We start from the raw sequence: 17595 nt of genomic DNA, 5'->3' as shown, positions 1-17595 counted from the left end.
TAAAATTATAGGATATTTTAATTTAAAGGACAATGTTATAATACTTTATAGATAGTTGCTTTAGTTTGATAAAATATAATAAATTCTCAAAGGAGGAAACACAATGAGGTTAAAGGACAAAATAGTTATATTGACAGGTGCAAGTTCGGGTATTGGAAGAGCTACTGCTCTTACCTTTGCAAGAGAAGGGGCAAAAGTAGTTGCAATGGCAAGAAGAAAAGAGAGACTAGAGGAGCTGCTTGAGGAATCAAAAGATTTTAATGGAGAAATAATTTCTTTTGTGGGAGATGTATCAAAGGATGAGGATATTAAGGAAGTAGTAGCAACTACTCTTGAAAAGTACGGCAGAATAGATGTATTGGTAAATAATGCAGGTATATTGGATAAATTAAAAAGTGCCGACGATGTAGACGATGAACTTTGGAATAGAATCTTAGACGTAAACGTAACTGCAGTTATGAAATTAATTAGAGAAGTTATTCCGCATATGAAGGACCAGAATTCCGGAAATATAATTAATACTTCATCAGTTGGAGGACTTTTCGGAGGTAGGGGCGGACTTGCCTATGTGGCTTCAAAGCATGCAGTTATAGGGATGACTAAACATATAGGATTTGAATTTCAGGAATATGGCATTAGATGTAATGCAGTAGCTCCGGGTTCAGTTGCAACGGAAGTATTTGGAACGGGCGAAGGTATAAACACTTCAGTTATGAGTAAGTTAAACAAGGGAGTGGAAGTGTTGCCTGTTCTTGGGAAATCTGAAGAAATAGCTAATGTAATGTTATTTTTAGCATCAGATGAATCAAGTTTTGTAAATGGAGCTACAATAGTTGCAGATGGAGGTTGGACAGCCTTTTAATTTAATAAAAAGCTGGATTCTTTTATTGAAAATTTATTTTAAATAAAGTTAAGGAGGTACTATGCTAAATATAGAAGATATTTTAAAAGCAAAGGAGCGTATAGCACCTTATATTTATGAGACACCGTTAATTCCCCTTGAAAATCTAAATGAACTTTTAGCTTGTAAGGTATTTATTAAACCTGAATGTATGCAAAAGACCAATTCTTTTAAAATAAGAGGAGCTCTTAATAAAATGCTTTCAATGGATAAGGAGGAAGTTAAAAGAGGTGTAGTGGCTGCATCTTCCGGGAACCATGGGAAAGGTGTGGCTTTTGCGGCAAAGCTTTTAGGTGTTGGGGCGACTATAGTAATTCCTGACAGTGCACCTGAGGTAAAGGTTAAGGGAATAGAAAATCTAGGAGCTAAAGTTGTTCAATGTCCACTAAGTGAACGTCATAAAATAGCTAATGAACTAAGTGAAAGTAAGGGATACATAAATATTCATCCCTATGATGATTATGATATTATGGCAGGTCAAGGGACAATTGGCTTGGAAATATTAGAACAGTTTCCCGATGTTGATACTGTTGTTGTACCTATAGGAGGGGGCGGTTTAATAGGTGGAATATCCACAGCAGTTAAATCTCAAAATCCAAAGGTGAAAATTGTTGGTGCGGAGCCTTATAAATTAAGGCGCTATGGTGAAAGTGTAAAAGCGGGAAAGAGAGTAAAGCTGGAAGAACAGAAATTGGAAGCTGATGCACTTTTAACTCAGATTCCGGGGGAGAAAAACTATCCCATAGTTACTTCTCTTGTTTCAGAATTTGTTGGAGTTAAAGATGAGTTTTTATTAAAAGCAATGAAGCTGTTGTTAATGGAGGGGAAAATTTTAGCAGAGCCTTCTTCCTGTATAGGAATCGGAGCAATACTCCAAGGAGAACTTAAAGTAGATAAAGATGAGAAGGTGTGTTTTGTAGTTTCCGGCGGGAATACGAGTTTAGAAAAAATAGGTGAATTGGAGGAGATAATTTGAAAGCTGTACATGGTGAAAATAAACCGAGGGGACATTATTCTCCCGGGATTATAAGCAGGGGTATGCTTTATATTTCAGGGCAGACTTCAGCTCTTCCGGCTACAGGTTTTCCACCTGAGGAAATTGAAGAGGAAACTTTAACTGCTCTTACTAAATTGGAAAGTGTATTAAAGGCAGCTCAATGTACTAGAGAAAATGTGGTGATGTGTAGAATTTACCTAAGTTCAATGGAATACTGGGACGATGTAAACAAGGTTTACAGTGAATTTTTCGCAGAGCATAAACCTGCAAGAATAGTCTTACCTGTAGGAGAGTTAACCAACGGTTGTAATGTAGAATTAGAAGCAGTTGCAGAAGTAGATTAAAAAGTTTAAAAGCTCACAATGTGAGCTTTTGGTTTTTATAACAGAATTAAGTTATGAATCTTTATTTAGGATTTCATAGGCAAAGTCCATAAAACGCGTAATCATACTCCAAGAATAGGAGTGCTTTAACCAACCGAAGCGTATCATATAGGTTGAGTCTTTTTTAAAGTGTATAATTTCAAGATTTTCAAGTTCATTTTCAGTAAGGGAAGCAAGTAATAACTTCTCAGGAAGAAAACAAGCTCCCACATTTCTAACACATAGTTCAAGTAAAGTATCAACGCTGCTTGACTGTGCTTTTACAATAGGTTTGAAATCAGCCTTTGATAGGAGTTCTCTGCCGATTCTACCGGAGACGTCCTCCTTACTTGTTAATAAAAAAGGACAGTTTGCAAGTTTTGAAAAATCCCCGTCTTTTTCAATTTTATCTATGATGGCAGAACTGTCAAAACCGTATAAATTGCGGATTAATTCTTTGGAAATTACAAAGACCACTTCCTCTTCGTAAAAGTCCTTTAATTCAACTTTGGGCAGATTTTTAGGAAAGTTTGCTATTGCTAAATCCACCTCGCCCTTTAAAAGTATTTGATGAAGTACTATGTTTGTAGCTTCAAAAAGTTGGATTTCAATGTTGGGATATTTTTTCTGGAACTCCGATATCAATTGGGGAAGTATGGTTCTGCCCCTTGTATAGCCGACACCGATTTTTAAAACCCCCCTTTGGGAGTTGGAAATATCATAGAACTCTTGAGTCATATCAGTATATTTTCTTTGAAAATCCAGAGCATAGTCTAAAAACACCTTTCCCGCATAGGTTAACTTTAATGGAATCTGCCTAATAAATAATTTGCAATTCAGTTCTTCCTCAATACCTGCAATGTTGGCGCTTAAGGTTTGTTGGGTAATATGTAGTTCATTGGCAGCTTTAGTAAAACTTCGTTCTCTTTCAAGAGTTATAAAGTAATGCATACTTAAAAAATTCATACTTCCTCCATATACAGTATTTTTACTGTATTATACATTACAAATAACAGTTGGACAATTAATATATTTCTTTCTATACTTTTTTTAGGAGGAGAGTAAAGTGGAAATTATAGCCTTGCTATTATTTGTAAGTTCATTGTCTATTTGTGTGATATTTAATATTTCAATTTTATATGCACTTTTTATAGGCTATGTAATATTTTTCGGATATGGTATTCTAAAGGGACATAGTTCAAGAAAACTTTTAAAACTTTCTATTTCAGGAGTGAAAACTGTAAAAAATATTTTAATTATATTTTTATTAATTGGAATGATTACGGCTATATGGAGAGTGGCAGGAACTATACCGATAATAATTTACTATGCTTCCAAGTTAATAATTCCCTCGGCCTTTATACTAATTGTGTTCTTATTAAATTGCGGAGTTTCTTTACTAATTGGAACTGCCTTTGGAACTTCAGCCACTATTGGAGTTATTTCCATGACTATGGGAATTTCCATGAATATAGATCCCCTATATGTGGGAGGTGCAATATTATCGGGAATTTACTTTGGAGACAGATGTTCTCCAATGTCGGGAAGCGCAAATTTAATAAGCGGGCTTACAGATACCAGTATTTTTACAAATATAAAAAATATGTTTAGGACATCTACAGTCCCCTTTATAATTACCTGTGTACTTTATGGCTTACTGGGACTTTCAGTAAGAGGAGAAGTAGCTGTGCCGGATATTGAAAATTTATTTTTTGAAAACTTTAACATTCATTGGGTTGCAATTTTACCGGCGTTGGCTATCTTGCTACTATCATTGTTAAAAGTAGATGTAAAGTTAACTATGGTTGTAAGTATTCTGTTTGGTTTTATAGTTTCAGTAGTTTTACAAAATAGGACTATAGATGAAATTTTAAAAGCTTTAATCTACGGTTTTAATTCTCAAAATTCCCAGTTGGATGCAATGTTAAATGGTGGAGGAGTGATGTCCATGGTAAAGGTTATGGCAATAGTATCAATATCTTCATCTTATTCCGGACTTTTTGACGGAACGGGTTTACTTGAAAGTTTAAAAAATATAATAGAAAAGTGCAGTAGAAAAATCAATCCCTACGGAAGCACTTTTTTAACGGCAATATTTTCTTCTATGATATCCTGTAACCAAACTTTGGCAATAATGTTAACTCATCAACTTTGTAAGGATACAGTTGAAAATGACAATGAAATGGCAATTTATTTGGAGGATACTGCGGTTTTAATACCTGCTCTAGTGCCTTGGTCCATAGCCGTAGTAGTTCCGCTTTCAACAATATCGGCTCCTATTACAAGTTTACTTTTTTCCTTTTTTATATACCTCGTTCCCCTTTGGAGTTTTCTATCTAAACTTGACTTTGGAGGGAAAAAAAGAAAAACATATAAATACAGTGTTGCGAACTAGCCTTTTAAGGCTGGTTTTTTGTCGCTTATATTTAAATACTTACCTCTTATGTAAGTAAGCTTTATATTTTAATTTTCATAAAGTATACTGAGAATAAAAGGAGGAGAGAATGAAATACGAAGTGAAAGTGGACGTACTTTGTAAAATTCTTTTTAAGCTTCTCCATATAAGAAAAAAGGTAAAAATATGTGTTATACTTTCCTTATAAGTAAATTAAGAGGTGTGACATGGATAGAAATTATTATAAACAAAAGATGATTGAAGCCATTGAAAGCTACTATGAATCTTTGGAAAATGATGAAAGTACTTATAAAAAAGCAGGTGAGAAGGATTTCGAGGAATTGGTAAAATGGAGTATCCCCGAAAAGGGCAGAGATCTTGATGAAATGACGGAAGTCCTTCATAAAAAAGTATTTCCCTTTAGAGTAAAGGGAGCTCAGCCCAAGAACTTTGCATTTATACCATCACCTGCAAGTGATATATCAAAAATCGGAGACATTATTACCACACTTTACAATCCCAACGGAGCCGGCTGGTTTTCCGCTCCGCTGGTAACTCAACTGGAAAATGACGTAATAGATTGGCTATGTGAAAAGGTGGGTTATGGGAAAGAGGCGGGAGGAATTTTCGTCTCGGGAGGTTCTCAATCTAATTTAACGGGAATAATAGCTGCAAGAGATAATGTACTGGGAGTGGAAAATATTTTAAAGGGAGTGGCCTACGTATCTGACCAAGCCCACCATAGCGTTAACAAGGGTCTTAGAATGGCAGGTATTCCCGATGAAAGAATTCATAAAGTCAGAACTGATGAAAATTTAAAAATGATTCCCGAAGATTTAGAGGAATTGATTTTAAAAGACAAAGAGCAGGGATTAATTCCCTTTATAGTTGCAGGAACTGCCGGAACTACAAATTCAGGAACTATTGATCCTCTTTTTGAATTAAGTAAAGTGGCTAAGAAGTATGGACTTTGGTTCCATGTAGATGCTGCCTTTGGAGGTTCTTTACTTTTATCTCAAAGGTATTCAGGAAATTTAAAGGGAATTGAAGAGGCGGACAGTGTAACTTGGGATGGGCATAAGTGGTTGTTTCAAACTTATTCCTGCGCAATGATACTGGCTAAGGACAAAAAAACTCTTTTAAAAAGTTTCAGTGATGATCCTTCATACTTAAAAGATGCTCAAAGCCAAGATAGAATTGAGTCTTGGGATTTGGGACCTGATTTGTCAAGACCGTCAATTGGAATAAAGCTTTGGCTTACCCTTCAGACGATTGGTACAGATGAAATGGGTAGGAGGATAGAACACGGCGTGGTTATGGCTGAAAAAATTGAAAAAGAGCTGAGAAAATATGGTCATTGGGAAATAGTGACTCCTGCACAACAGGCAATTTTAAATTTTGGCTACTACTCCAAAGAGAAAAGTAGAGATGAATTAGATGAAATTAATTTAAAAATATCTCAAAAGTTTGTTGACAGCGGGAAGTCCAATATTTTAACTACGGAAGTAAAAGGTAAAAAAGTACTGCGTATCTGTTCCATATCCCCTGACATAACAGATAAAGATATAGTTGAAGTGGTGGAATACTTAAATGAATATATAATGGAATTTAAATAATAAAGGCCAGATTGTAACTTAGTACAGTCTGGCTTTTATTTATATTTGTTCTTTAGTTTTCTCAAAGTAAAGATATATTACTGCAATGGCAACAAAGCAAAAACTCAGTATTCCAAACATGGAACCATATCCTGTTCTGGCGGAGATAAATCCCGCAATTATGGAGCCGAAACCCATTCCCGCATCAAAACCCGTAAAGAAAGTTGCGTTTGCAGCACCCGTTCGGTTACGTTTAACCTTAATAACTGAAAGAGTTTGAAAGCAGGTATGAAGCGCACCATAACCAATTCCGTACAAGGCTCCTGAAAGTAGAAAAGTGGAATATACACTTGCCTTAGATAGAATTAAAAGAGAGCACATACAAAGTAGGGAAGAAGGTATTATTACAAATTTAAAGCCTCTTTTTTCAATTATGTTTCCCAAAAAAGGTCTGACTACTAACATTCCCACTGCATATAAGGTAAAGAATAAACCTATATTATCAATCCCCTTATCAGCGGCAAAAAGAGCAACAAAGGTAACTATGGCTCCGTAGGTAGTGGTAACTAAAAACATTAAAAAGGCAGGGAGTATAGATTTTTTTTCGTAGGGAGAGAATTTTTTATCTGAAATTTTGTTTGCAGTTTCCTTTGGATAGTCTATTCCAAAATTCATAAATAAAGATATAAGTACTATAGCTGCTGCTATTAAAAACATAGACTTTATGTCAATGGAAAGTGCTATGGCAGGAGCAACTGCTGATGCAAGACTTACAGATAAGCTGAAATAGGCCATGCCCTTTGCCATATTTTCCTTTTTAATATTATCTGTGGCAATGGTATTACTTGCTGTACTTGCAACTCCCCAGGCTAAGCCGTGAATAAATCTAACTGCTAAAATAATACCTACAATAGGCAGAAAATAAAAAGCTGCTGATGAGATGGCAAGTAGTACCAATCCAAAGTTAAAGATACCCTTTCTACCAAACCTGTCCATAATATTTCCGGAAAAAGGTCTGATTACCAAAGTAGCAATTGTGGCTACTCCGTTAAGCCAACCTAAGAGACTGTCCGAGGCTCCAAGACTTCTCACATAGGGTGGAAGGGACGGAGGAAACATCTGCCAACAACAGTAAATTAAAAAATTGATTAAGGTAATAAGTAAAAAATTTTTAGTCCACATATTTTGATTCTTATTTATATTTTCCATTAAATCATCTCCTTTTGAAAAATGTAAATAATTATTAGGTAGATCCCTGTTCACTTAGTAGCACAAGTTACTCCTACAATAATATGTTCTTTATTTAAGTTGCCTTGCTCTTGGAAAGTGAATTTTACGGGAATAATATGGCATAGGTTGAAGGTAATTATCTGTGATATTGGGATAATTCTAAGGTTGAAAAATTTTTATATAAGTTCTTATTGCTAAAGCTTAAATTTATGGCAGTTATTTATTGGATAAAACTCCATCCTTGGTATTAATATTGTATCATCTTTATTAAATAAGTGTTGTGGAGTAAGTGAATATTAAAAAAGAGACTTTGAAAAGTCTCATAACTATAAATTTTCGCTAATGCGTTTTAGAAATTTCTGATAATGAAGGTAAAGGGCTGTAAATTTACCGTCGCTTTTAGGATCCCAAGGTTTAGGTCTTCCGCAGAAGTGTAGTATGGAGGTGTTTTCCATAACCCACTGAAGATTGTGTTTTTTAAAACTTTTAGTATAGTAGCTAAAATATTTTCTACTGTCATAGTTCCAAATTTCCTCGGGTATTTCCTTAATATACTTGCCATATAGGTAGTTTAAAATGTCTTGGTCGGGCAGAATTAAAAAGGCGTTGTACTTATTAATGGCATCGTCTATATCTTGCAGTTTAATTGTGCTGCGTGCTATTTCCAGATCTATTACCATTACACCGGAATTGTAATAGCCATGGTCCGTTCCAAGGCGAAGACTGTTTATTTCAGTAGTTAAGTTGGTCATTCCCGTATGTGTTGCGGCACCTATCATACTACCTTCCAAATCCAAATCCCAAAGTTCCCTTAAGGGATTTATAACTAAAATATCGGGGTCTAAGTATAAAACTCTCTTTACGCTCTTTGGAAGAATTTGACCGCATAAAAGTCTAAAGTACATCTCCTTTGGATATCTTTCAAGTGTGGGAGCGCCATCTAACAGCTTAGCATCTATTTTTTCATTGTAGAGTTTCCAATTAAAGGAATTTAAAATTTTATTTAACTCCAATAATTTTTCCCTTGAAATTGCTTGGTGAATAAGCCAAATATTGAAAGTTTCTCCCGGGTTGTTGTAATAAAGAGAGGTTAACATCACTTTTAAGGGCTCCATATAGTTTTCATCTAAGGTTACTAAGATGTCAATTTCATCATTCATCTAAATTCCTCCATATAGTAAGTAATTGATTAAAATTTGGCGGAGTGGGTGGGATTCGAACCCACGTGGGATTGCTCCCAAACTGATTTCGAGTCAGTCTCGTTATGACCACTTCGATACCACTCCAAAGACAACTCTAATATATTATTATACCCCATTGAAAAAGAACTTGTAGGATTTTTTATAAAAACCTTTGCATTGTTTATATATTCACATTCTTTACTAATGAAATATATTGACAAGACTATACTTTTATAATAAATTGGATATATTGGGGGGTAAATTTAATTTTACTTCCGGTAAAGTATTCTTTACTAAAATATATTATTTTGCATAAAGAGGGTATAAATAACATAAGTATTTCAAAAAACTATTGTTTCAGTACAGTGGTTAATCATAATCATGGAGGTGATATGGTGCCTGATGCAATTGAAAGGATAAAAGAAGCCGAATTAAAGGCAAAAAATGTATTGGAGACAGCGCAGGAAGAAGCTAAAAGGATATTGTCCGACGCCGAGATCAATGCTCAGTTAAAGTATGATGAAATAATAAAGGGAGCAATGAAAGAAGGTGACAATCTAGTTAGAGAAGCTATGAAAAGGGGCAATGAAAAAGTTGAGCCGGTGATTAAAGAAACCGAGGCTCAATGCGGGAACATATTATCATTAAATGCGAAAGAGCTACAAAATGTTGTAGACCTAATAGTTGAGAAGGTTGTGATGTCTGATGGCAATAGTTAAAATGAGTAAATTTAACTTATTTACCTTTGATTCTGACAGGAGCCATCTTTTAAAGAAACTTCAAAAGTTTAACGAAGTTCACTTTAATGACTTGGAAAGCGGAGAAGATGATTATTTAACAGAGATCAGCGTTTCCGACTTATCTATAGAACTGGACAGTGAAATAGCGAAAGCTAAGTGGGCAATAGATCTTTTAAAGGATTTTGTAGAGAAAAAAGGAATGGTTGAGGCTTTAAAAGAAGGAAATAAAAATCTTACTTTAAAGGAATTGACCACAAGGGCTCAGAATTTTGATTTTAAGTTAAATTACGAAAAGTTGTTTACTTTAGTAGAGGAAAGGAACAGCTTGGAGCAAAGGATACTAAATATAGAATCCAATTTATCTCTTTTAAAACCCTGGGAGAACATAAAGGTTCCTGTAAGCGAATTAGTAAATTTTGGCAACATAGTTATAGAGACCGGAACTGTTCCCAATAAATTTGAGGGAATCTTTTTTGAAGAAGTGGGAGAATTAAAATTATCCTATGCTGAAAAGATGAGCAAGGATAAGAATTATATTTACGTAGTTGTATACTATGACCTTTCTGAAAAAGAGGAATTTCTGGAAATACTTAAAAGAAACGGTTTTGTAAATGTGGACATTAAAACCGAAGGGCTAGTAGGAGATAAAGTAAACTCTTTAGAAAACGAAATAGAGGAAATAAAAAACAAAATAGATTTAATTGAGAAGGAAATAGAAAGCAATAAGGATAAGTTGGAAGATTTTCAAATTTACTATGAATATCTTAGAAATAATAAACTGAGAATTGAATCCAGCGAAAACTTTATAAAAACTAATAAGATTGACATTATTGAAGGCTATGTTCCAACTTCAGATAAGGATAGTTTAATTGAACTTTTAGATGAGGTTTTAAATGAAAATTACTATATAGAAATAGAGGACGCGGACAGAGATGACCCAAAGGTACCTATAAAATTAAAGAACAATAAATTTGTAAGTGCCTTTGAATCAATAACTTCAATGTACGCAATGCCAAAATACAATGAAATAGATCCAACACCACTATTTGCTCCTTTTTACTTTATATTTGCAGGCATAATGGTTGGAGATATGGGGTATGGATTATTGTTATTTTTAGGAACTCTATTTGCCCTTAAAAAATTCAACTTGGATAAGGGAAAAAGACAAATGTTAACTTTCTTAATGTACCTTGGAATATCCACTATACTGTGGGGATTGGTATTTGGTTCTTTCTTTGGAGATATGCTTGAATTAAAATCGCTAATAAACCCATCGGAGGACTATATAGAAATGATTATAATGTCTTTGACCTTTGGAGGAATTCACATTATATTTGCTTTGGGAATTAAGGGTTATATGAACCTAAGGGATAAGAAACCCCTTGATGCACTTTTTGATGTGGGATTTTGGTATATGGCTGTAATAGGTGCTGTAGTTGCGGTAATGGCCTTTGTTTTAAAGTTAAGTCCTATGATATTTAACGTATCCAGAATAATTATGGTGCTTGGAATGGTTGGAATAGTACTTACAGGAGGTAGAGCTGAAAAGTCCAAGGCTGCAAAGCTGGGATGGGGAATTTATTCTCTATACGGTATTACTTCCTACTTTAGTGACTTTGTTTCCTATTTAAGACTTATGGCTTTGGCGTTATCCGGAAGTTTTATAGCCGTAGCCTTGAATATAATAGTGAGAATGTTAGTGGGTAAGGGAATACTTGGAATAATTGCAGGTGCTTTTGTATTTATAGTATTTCAGTTGTTTAATATGTTTTTATCATATCTTTCAGCCTATGTTCACTCTGCAAGGTTAACATATGTTGAGATGTTTAATAAGTTTTATGATGGTGGAGGAATACCATTTAAAAGTCTTATAGTAAATTCAAAATATTTTAATATTGAGGGGGAGTAAAGTAATGCAAGGATTTTTTATAGAAAATGGTGGAATAATTTTAGGAGTACTTGGTGTTGCAATAGCTACCATATTTGCAGGCGTGGGTTCTGCAAAGGGAGTGGGACTTACTGGAGAAGCTGCTGCTGGTGTAATTATTGAAGAACCTGAAAAATTTGGTAAGGCGCTTATTTTGCAGTTGTTACCGGGAACTCAAGGTCTTTACGGATTTGTAATCGGAATGCTTATACTGTTTAAATTAAGTGCGGGAATGACTTTGGACAACGGATTTACACTGTTCTTTGCATCACTTCCGGTTGGGCTTACAGGTTACTTTTCAGCTATAGCTCAAGCTAAAGTTTCAGTTGCCGGAATTAACATACTTGCTAAAAATGAAGAACAGCAAACCAAGGGTATTATTCTTGCAGTAATGGTTGAGATGTATGCCATCCTTTCTTTCGCAATGTCTTTCTTAATTTGGACAAGAGTGTAAATTAAGGAGTTGATAAAGTGTCAAACATGGACAATATAATAAATAAAATAGAAACTGATGCTCAAAATGAGGCACAGGAGCTGTTAAAAAATACAAGAGATAAGGCTCAGCAGATAATTGACGCTAAAGTAAGAGAGGCAAATCTCGGAGCTAAGAGAATTTTGGAGAGAAAAAAATTAGAAGCTGTGGAAACTGAGGAAAGAATATTTTCCCAAGTGGACTTACAAAATCGAGATATGGTTTTAAGCGCAAAGGGAGACATAGTAGATAGAGTTTTTGATATAGCTTTGACAAAACTTACAAATCTTCCGGAAGAGGACTATATAAATTACTTAAAGAGAGTCTTAGCTACTATGGAGCTTAAGGAAGATTGTATTTTAACAGTTCCGGAAAAGTACTATGAAGCTGTGAAAAAAGAAAATTTAAATGTAAAATTATCAAATGAATTTGTAAGTGATGGATTTACTGTTTCAATGGACAGTGTCCTTTACAACAATAAGTTTACAAGTTTAATAGATGATATCAGGGCTGATATGGAAAGAGAAGTTTTTGATAGAGTTTTTGATAATTAGGAGGTATGTATGGATAGAAATGCATTTGTCCAATTATCGACAACAACGAGAGTGTTGGAGAAAAAACTTTTAAATAGACAGACCTTTGACAGACTTGTGGAAGCAGAAGATTTAGAAGATGCTTTAAAAATTTTAAGTGACTCAACATATCAGCAGTTCATATCCAAATTGGAAAATCCCAAGGATTATGAGCAGGCTTTAAAGGAAGAGGAGCAAAGCACCTATGAGGAGTACTATAAAGTCTGTCCTGATAAGAGAGTTGTGGATTTATTAACGTTAAAGTATTTCTATCACAATTTAAAAGTTTTGGCTAAAGAGAAGATATTAAATGAGGATTTTAGACATATCCTAATAGATATGGAATCCTTTAATATGGATGAAATAATAGATGAGATAGAAGGTAAAAAAAAGTATCCTGAAAAGAATGAGTGTATAGATGCTTTTAAAAGGGCAATGGAAGTCTATGAAGAAACGGAAAATCCTCAAAACATTGATACGGTCTTAGATAAAATGTATTTTGAAAAGTTAAAGTCTTTGGCTGAGGAGATGGAAGTGGATTTATTTAAAAGGTATGTAAAAGATTTAATAGACTTTACCAATATAGATATATTGCTTAGGTGTCAAAGGCAGGAGAGAACATTTAGTTTTCTCAGTGAGGTTTTAATTGAGGGTGGAAATATTTCCCAATCCGATATTGAACAGTTTTATTCAAGAAAAATTGATGAACAAAGTCCTTTGTTTAAAAGCAACAATATATTTAAGGCTGTAAGTAAGGGAATTGAGGAGTATAATCAAACGGGTTCTCTTTCCATGTATGAAAAGGAGAAGGACAATTACTTTATGGATTTAATAAAAGAAGTAAGGGGAGTAGTCTATGGGCCTGAGGTAGTATTTGCTTACTTATTTGCCAAGGATATGGAAATTAAGAATTTGAGATTTATTTTAATTTCAAAAGAAAATAAGCTAAACCCATCTTTTATTAGGGAAAGGTTACGTGATAGTTATGTATAAGATTGCAGTTGTTGGAGATAAGGATTCAGTATCTGTATTTAAAGTATTGGGAATAGACGTGGTAACAGCCTATGAGGCTGATGATGCAAGAAACAAAATAGATAAGCTTGCAGCAGATGACTACGGTTTAATTTTCGTTACTGAAGATTTAGCTGTTAAAATCGAGGATACTATAGAGAGATACAATAAAAAAGTGGTACCAGCAATTATACTTATACCTTCTAATCAAGGCACTTTAAATATAGGAATGAATAAGATCAGCGAAAGCGTGGAAAGAGCTGTTGGATCTAATATTTTATAGAAGGAGGAACTTTTTTGAAATCAGGAAAAGTAATAAAAGTTTCTGGACCGCTTGTAGTGGCAAGCGGCATGGAAGATGCCAACGTGTATGACGTAGTAGAGGTATCCAAAGATAAACTAATCGGCGAAATAATAGAAATGAGAGGAGATAGAGCCTCCATTCAAGTATATGAAGAAACTACGGGAATAGGTCCCGGAGATGATGTATATACTACAGGAAATCCCTTAGTAGTGGAACTGGGTCCAGGTCTTGTAGAGCAGATGTTTGACGGAATTCAAAGACCCTTGGAAGTTATGAAAGATCAATCGGGAGATTTCTTAATAAAGGGAGAATCTGTAACCAGTTTAAACAGGGAGAAGAAATGGGACTTTAAACCCTCAGTTAATATAGGCGATGAAGTGAATGAAGGAGATGTTCTGGGTACAGTGGATGAAACTCCCGTTGTAGTTCATAAGATAATGGTTCCCATAGGTGTCAAGGGAAAAGTTGTGGATATTAAGGCGGGAGAGTTTACCGTTGATGAAGTAGTTTGTACTTTGGAAACTGAAAAGGGCAAGCAAGACCTTACTATGATGCAGAAATGGCCTGTGCGTAAGGGACGAAAGTACAAAAGAAAAGTAGACCCCAATACTCCTTTAATTACGGGACAGAGAGTAATTGATACTTTTTTTCCGATTACAAAGGGTGGAACTGCTGCAATACCTGGACCTTTTGGAAGCGGTAAGACAGTAGTTCAACACCAGTTGGCAAAGTGGGCCGATGCTCAAATAATAGTATACGTTGGCTGTGGAGAGCGTGGAAATGAAATGACGGATGTACTTATGGAGTTTCCCGAGTTAATTGATGCTAAGACAGGTCAGTCGCTTATGAAGAGGACGGTTTTAATTGCCAATACTTCAAATATGCCCGTTGCTGCGCGTGAGGCCTCAATCTATACGGGAATTACAATTTCGGAATACTATAGAGATATGGGATATTCAGTAGCTATGATGGCGGATTCCACTTCACGTTGGGCGGAGGCGCTTCGTGAGATGAGCGGACGTCTTGAGGAGATGCCGGGAGATGAGGGTTATCCTGCTTACTTGGCTTCCCGTATTGCGGATTTTTATGAGAGAACGGGACGTGTTAAATGTCTTGGAAGTGATAATAGAGAAGGAGCGCTTTCAGTAATAGGAGCTGTTTCACCTCCGGGTGGAGATATTTCCGAACCTGTAAGTCAATCTACACTTAGAATAGTAAAGGTCTTTTGGAAATTGGACTACGACCTGTCCTATGCAAGACACTTCCCTGCAATTAACTGGATAGACTCCTATTCTCTATATCAGGATAAAATGGACAGCTACTTTGACGACAATGTAGATGAGCAGTTTTCCGATAATAGGAAAAAGGCAATAGCCCTTCTACAAGAGGAAACCGGTCTACAGGAAATTGTAAGGCTGGTGGGAATGGACTCTCTTTCAGAGAAAGACCAGTTAAAACTCCTAGTGGCAAAGTCGTTACGCGAGGACTTTTTACAACAAAATGCCTTTAACGACGTTGATACCTATTGCTCTCTTAATAAGCAAAATAAGATGATGAAAGTTATTTTAAAATTCTATGATGCATCTCTTAGAGCTTTGGACAATGGAGTATATCTTCCTGAAATAGAGGAGATGCCAATAAGAGAGAGAATAACCAGATCTAAGTATGTACCTGAAGAGGAGATTGCAACTTTAGATCAACTAGTTGAAGATATTGAAAGTGAAATAATGAAATTGGAAGAGAAAAGGGGGACTATAAATGCTTAAAGAGTATAGATCTGTTTCGGAAGTTGTAGGACCTCTTATGATAGTTGAAGGTGTTGAGGGAGTTACCTATGAGGAGCTTGTAGATATAGAACTTCAAACGGGAGAGAGAAGACGTGGTCAGGTAATTGAAATTGAAAATGACAAGGCCATGGTTCAAATATTTGAAGGCTCTAGCGGTATAAACCTAAGAGATACTTCTGTTAGATTTTTGGGAAGACCTTTGGAGTTGGGAGTAAGCCCCGACATGATAGGAAGGGTTTTTGACGGATTGGGAAACCCCATAGATGATGGACCTAAAATAATTTCTGAAAAGAAAATCGACATTAACGGTTCTCCTATAAATCCTGCAAGTAGAGATTACCCTTCGGAATTTATCCAGACGGGAATTTCAACTATAGACGGTTTAAATACCCTTGTAAGAGGTCAAAAACTGCCCATATTCTCAGGAGCGGGCCTACCGCATAACAACGTAGCTGCTCAAATTGCAAGACAGGCAAGAGTAGTGGGTTCGGGAGAAAAGTTTGCCGTAGTATTTACTGCAATGGGTATTACCTTTGAGGAAGCTCAGTTTTTTATAGATGACTTTAACAAAACCGGTGCAATAGACAGGGCTGTGCTTTTTATGAACTTAGCTGATAACCCTGCCATTGAAAGACTTGCAACACCTAAAGTTGCACTTACTTGTGCTGAATATCTTGCCTTTGAATTGGGAATGCACGTATTGGTAATTATGACGGACATGACCAATTACGCAGAAGCACTTAGAGAGGTTTCAGCTGCACGTAAGGAAGTTCCGGGAAGGCGTGGTTATCCGGGATATCTTTATACTGACCTTGCGGGAATTTATGAAAGAGCAGGACGTATAAAGGGAAGAGAGGGTTCAATAACTCAAATTCCAATACTGACTATGCCGGAAGATGATATAACTCACCCTATTCCTGACCTTACAGGCTATATTACCGAGGGACAGATAATTCTTTCAAGGGAATTGTACAAACAGGGAATAGAACCGCCTATAAATGCAATACCGTCCTTGTCCAGGTTAAAGGACAAAGGTATTGGAGACGGCAAAACCAGAGAAGACCACTCGGATACTATGAACCAAATCTATGCGGCCTATACTTCCGGTAAAAATGCAAAGGAACTTTCCGTAATCCTTGGAGAGTCGGCACTTTCTCCTTCAGATAGAGCCTTTGCCAAATTTGCAGACGCTTTTGAAAGTCAGTACGTAAGTCAGGGCTACTATACAAATAGATCAATAGAGGAGACATTGGATCTGGGTTGGGAATTGCTTAGAATGATTCCGAGAACAGAATTAAAGAGGATTAGAGACGAATATCTTGAAAAGTATTTGGATTATAAAGAGTAGGAAGTGATATTATGGCTAAGCTAAATGTCAGTCCGACGAGAATGAATTTGACTACATTAAAGAAACGTCTTGCAACTTCCGTTAGAGGTCATAAACTTTTAAAGGATAAACAGGATGAACTAATGAGAAGATTCATTGAAATAGTGAAGAAAAACAAAGTATTAAGAGAAGAAGTTGAAAGGGAATTGTCCGGTTCTTTTAAAGACTTCCTCTTGGCTTCTGCCTTTATAAGTCCTGAAATACTTGAAGAGGCACTTATGTTTCCAACTCAAAAAATCAACTTGGACATTACTATTAAAAACGTAATGAGTGTGGAAATACCTGAAATGGAATTTATAGTTGAAGAGACGGCAAAGGACGGTTCCATATATCCCTACGGCTATGCTCAAACAACAGCAGACGTAGACGATGCAATTGACAAGCTAAATAAAATATTGCAAAAACTTTTGGAGCTTGCTCAAATAGAAAAATCCGTCCAACTTATGGCAAGTGAAATAGAAAGTACAAGGCGTAGGGTAAATGCTCTTGAATATAGGACTATACCGGACTTACAGGAAACTATAAGATATATTATGTCTAAGTTAGATGAAAATGAAAGAGCAAATATTACAAGACTTATGAAAGTAAAAGACATAATAACTAAAGAAAGTTCCAATTGAAAATTATATTTACAGTTAATTATAATGGCAAGCTAAAATTATAGCTTGTCATTTTTTATTAATGTCTTTAGACAGTTGAGTGCGCAAAGCGCGCGAAACATAAATCCACCTGCT

Annotated in this window: 17 protein-coding genes and 1 tRNA gene; 14 read left to right on the top strand and 4 right to left on the bottom strand. The window is 35.5% G+C overall.

Features of this window, described 5'->3' with window-relative positions; genetic code table 11:
• The first annotated feature begins 103 nt into the window (after window positions 1-103).
• The 3 genes from EF514_RS09860 to EF514_RS09850 all read left to right on the top strand — a co-directional run bounded on the left by EF514_RS09860 (window position 104) and on the right by EF514_RS09850 (window position 2242).
• Window positions 104-862, top strand: coding sequence for an SDR family NAD(P)-dependent oxidoreductase (locus EF514_RS09860; RefSeq protein ID WP_127725284.1), 759 nt, complete (start codon window positions 104-106; stop codon window positions 860-862).
• A 61-nt stretch (window positions 863-923) separates the two neighbouring features.
• On the top strand, window positions 924-1877 hold the full coding sequence (locus EF514_RS09855; RefSeq protein WP_127725283.1) for a threonine ammonia-lyase: 954 nt from the start codon (window positions 924-926) through the stop codon (window positions 1875-1877).
• On the top strand, window positions 1874-2242 hold the full coding sequence (locus EF514_RS09850) for a RidA family protein (protein WP_127725282.1): 369 nt from the start codon (window positions 1874-1876) through the stop codon (window positions 2240-2242). The genes EF514_RS09855 and EF514_RS09850 overlap by 4 nt, the downstream gene beginning before the upstream one ends.
• Window positions 2243-2293: 51 nt before the next feature.
• Here the strand turns inward: EF514_RS09850 and EF514_RS09845 are convergent, their stop codons facing one another.
• Window positions 2294-3226 carry a LysR family transcriptional regulator gene (locus tag EF514_RS09845; protein ID WP_127725281.1) on the bottom strand — a complete coding sequence of 311 codons (933 nt, stop codon included), beginning with the start codon at window positions 3224-3226 and terminating at the stop codon, window positions 2294-2296.
• Between the two features lie 100 nt (window positions 3227-3326).
• Here EF514_RS09845 and EF514_RS09840 point away from each other — a divergent pair, with 100 nt between their 5' ends.
• Window positions 3327-4655: a Na+/H+ antiporter NhaC family protein gene (locus tag EF514_RS09840; protein WP_127725280.1), complete on the top strand. Its 1329-nt coding sequence runs from the start codon at window positions 3327-3329 to the stop codon at window positions 4653-4655.
• A 227-nt stretch (window positions 4656-4882) separates the two neighbouring features.
• Entirely contained in the window at window positions 4883-6271 is a 1389-nt protein-coding gene (locus EF514_RS09835; protein WP_127725279.1) for a pyridoxal phosphate-dependent decarboxylase family protein, read from the top strand.
• 39 nt (window positions 6272-6310) lie between these two features.
• Here the strand turns inward: EF514_RS09835 and EF514_RS09830 are convergent, their stop codons facing one another.
• The 3 genes from EF514_RS09830 to EF514_RS09820 form a co-directional block, all read right to left on the bottom strand.
• Complete coding sequence (locus EF514_RS09830) at window positions 6311-7459, bottom strand: MFS transporter (protein ID WP_127725278.1); 1149 nt, start codon at window positions 7457-7459, stop codon at window positions 6311-6313.
• 347 nt (window positions 7460-7806) lie between these two features.
• Window positions 7807-8640, bottom strand: coding sequence for a glycosyltransferase family 8 protein (locus tag EF514_RS09825; protein WP_127725277.1), 834 nt, complete (start codon window positions 8638-8640; stop codon window positions 7807-7809).
• Between the two features lie 37 nt (window positions 8641-8677).
• Window positions 8678-8766, bottom strand: a tRNA-Ser gene (locus tag EF514_RS09820).
• A 287-nt stretch (window positions 8767-9053) separates the two neighbouring features.
• Here EF514_RS09820 and EF514_RS09815 point away from each other — a divergent pair.
• Genes EF514_RS09815 through EF514_RS09775 form a run of 9 tightly spaced genes read left to right on the top strand, consistent with a single transcriptional unit; the run spans window position 9054 to window position 17481 of the window.
• On the top strand, window positions 9054-9380 hold the full coding sequence (locus EF514_RS09815; protein WP_127725276.1) for a hypothetical protein: 327 nt from the start codon (window positions 9054-9056) through the stop codon (window positions 9378-9380).
• Window positions 9367-11310, top strand: coding sequence for a V-type ATP synthase subunit I (locus EF514_RS09810; protein WP_127725275.1), 1944 nt, complete (start codon window positions 9367-9369; stop codon window positions 11308-11310). Before EF514_RS09815 ends, EF514_RS09810 begins: the two co-directional genes overlap by 14 nt.
• A 4-nt stretch (window positions 11311-11314) precedes the next feature.
• A complete protein-coding gene (locus EF514_RS09805; RefSeq protein WP_127725274.1) occupies window positions 11315-11782 on the top strand; it encodes a V-type ATP synthase subunit K in 468 nt (155 codons plus the stop codon).
• A 26-nt stretch (window positions 11783-11808) separates the two neighbouring features.
• Complete coding sequence (locus EF514_RS09800) at window positions 11809-12354, top strand: V-type ATP synthase subunit E (RefSeq protein WP_240649055.1); 546 nt, start codon at window positions 11809-11811, stop codon at window positions 12352-12354.
• 9 nt (window positions 12355-12363) lie between these two features.
• A complete protein-coding gene (locus EF514_RS09795) occupies window positions 12364-13365 on the top strand; it encodes a V-type ATP synthase subunit C (RefSeq protein WP_127725272.1) in 1002 nt (333 codons plus the stop codon).
• A complete protein-coding gene (locus EF514_RS09790) occupies window positions 13358-13666 on the top strand; it encodes a V-type ATP synthase subunit F (RefSeq protein ID WP_127725271.1) in 309 nt (102 codons plus the stop codon). The genes EF514_RS09795 and EF514_RS09790 overlap by 8 nt, the downstream gene beginning before the upstream one ends.
• Window positions 13667-13680: 14 nt before the next feature.
• A complete protein-coding gene (locus EF514_RS09785; protein ID WP_127725270.1) occupies window positions 13681-15453 on the top strand; it encodes a V-type ATP synthase subunit A in 1773 nt (590 codons plus the stop codon).
• The gene (locus EF514_RS09780) at window positions 15446-16822 is read left to right on the top strand and encodes a V-type ATP synthase subunit B (RefSeq protein WP_127725269.1); all 1377 of its coding nucleotides are present in this window, start codon (window positions 15446-15448) and stop codon (window positions 16820-16822) included. Before EF514_RS09785 ends, EF514_RS09780 begins: the two co-directional genes overlap by 8 nt.
• A gap of 11 nt (window positions 16823-16833) precedes the next feature.
• Window positions 16834-17481, top strand: coding sequence for a V-type ATP synthase subunit D (locus tag EF514_RS09775; protein ID WP_127725268.1), 648 nt, complete (start codon window positions 16834-16836; stop codon window positions 17479-17481).
• Window positions 17482-17595: the final 114 nt, after the last annotated feature.

The organism is Anaerosphaera multitolerans (assembly GCF_004006535.1).
GTDB classification, from domain to species: Bacteria; Bacillota; Clostridia; order Tissierellales; family Peptoniphilaceae; genus Anaerosphaera; species Anaerosphaera multitolerans.
The sequence above is the reverse complement of the archived record's forward strand: the minus strand, read 5'-3'. Positions and strand labels throughout refer to the sequence as shown.

Excerpts from the sequence above, each read along its gene's own strand:
- EF514_RS09805 (WP_127725274.1), top strand. The coding sequence starts at position 11,315 with ATGCAAGGATTTTTTATAGAAAATGGTGGAATAATTTTAGGAGTACTT.
- EF514_RS09810 (WP_127725275.1), top strand. The coding sequence starts at position 9,367 with ATGGCAATAGTTAAAATGAGTAAATTTAACTTATTTACCTTTGATTCT.
- EF514_RS09790 (WP_127725271.1), top strand. The coding sequence starts at position 13,358 with ATGTATAAGATTGCAGTTGTTGGAGATAAGGATTCAGTATCTGTATTT.
- EF514_RS09830 (WP_127725278.1), bottom strand. The coding sequence starts at position 7,459 with ATGGAAAATATAAATAAGAATCAAAATATGTGGACTAAAAATTTTTTA.
- EF514_RS09775 (WP_127725268.1), top strand. The coding sequence starts at position 16,834 with ATGGCTAAGCTAAATGTCAGTCCGACGAGAATGAATTTGACTACATTA.
- EF514_RS09795 (WP_127725272.1), top strand. The coding sequence starts at position 12,364 with ATGGATAGAAATGCATTTGTCCAATTATCGACAACAACGAGAGTGTTG.
- EF514_RS09815 (WP_127725276.1), top strand. The coding sequence starts at position 9,054 with ATGGTGCCTGATGCAATTGAAAGGATAAAAGAAGCCGAATTAAAGGCA.
- EF514_RS09800 (WP_240649055.1), top strand. The coding sequence starts at position 11,809 with ATGGACAATATAATAAATAAAATAGAAACTGATGCTCAAAATGAGGCA.
- EF514_RS09780 (WP_127725269.1), top strand. The coding sequence starts at position 15,446 with ATGCTTAAAGAGTATAGATCTGTTTCGGAAGTTGTAGGACCTCTTATG.
- EF514_RS09835 (WP_127725279.1), top strand. The coding sequence starts at position 4,883 with ATGGATAGAAATTATTATAAACAAAAGATGATTGAAGCCATTGAAAGC.
- EF514_RS09860 (WP_127725284.1), top strand. The coding sequence starts at position 104 with ATGAGGTTAAAGGACAAAATAGTTATATTGACAGGTGCAAGTTCGGGT.
- EF514_RS09845 (WP_127725281.1), bottom strand. The coding sequence starts at position 3,226 with ATGAATTTTTTAAGTATGCATTACTTTATAACTCTTGAAAGAGAACGA.
- EF514_RS09855 (WP_127725283.1), top strand. The coding sequence starts at position 924 with ATGCTAAATATAGAAGATATTTTAAAAGCAAAGGAGCGTATAGCACCT.
- EF514_RS09825 (WP_127725277.1), bottom strand. The coding sequence starts at position 8,640 with ATGAATGATGAAATTGACATCTTAGTAACCTTAGATGAAAACTATATG.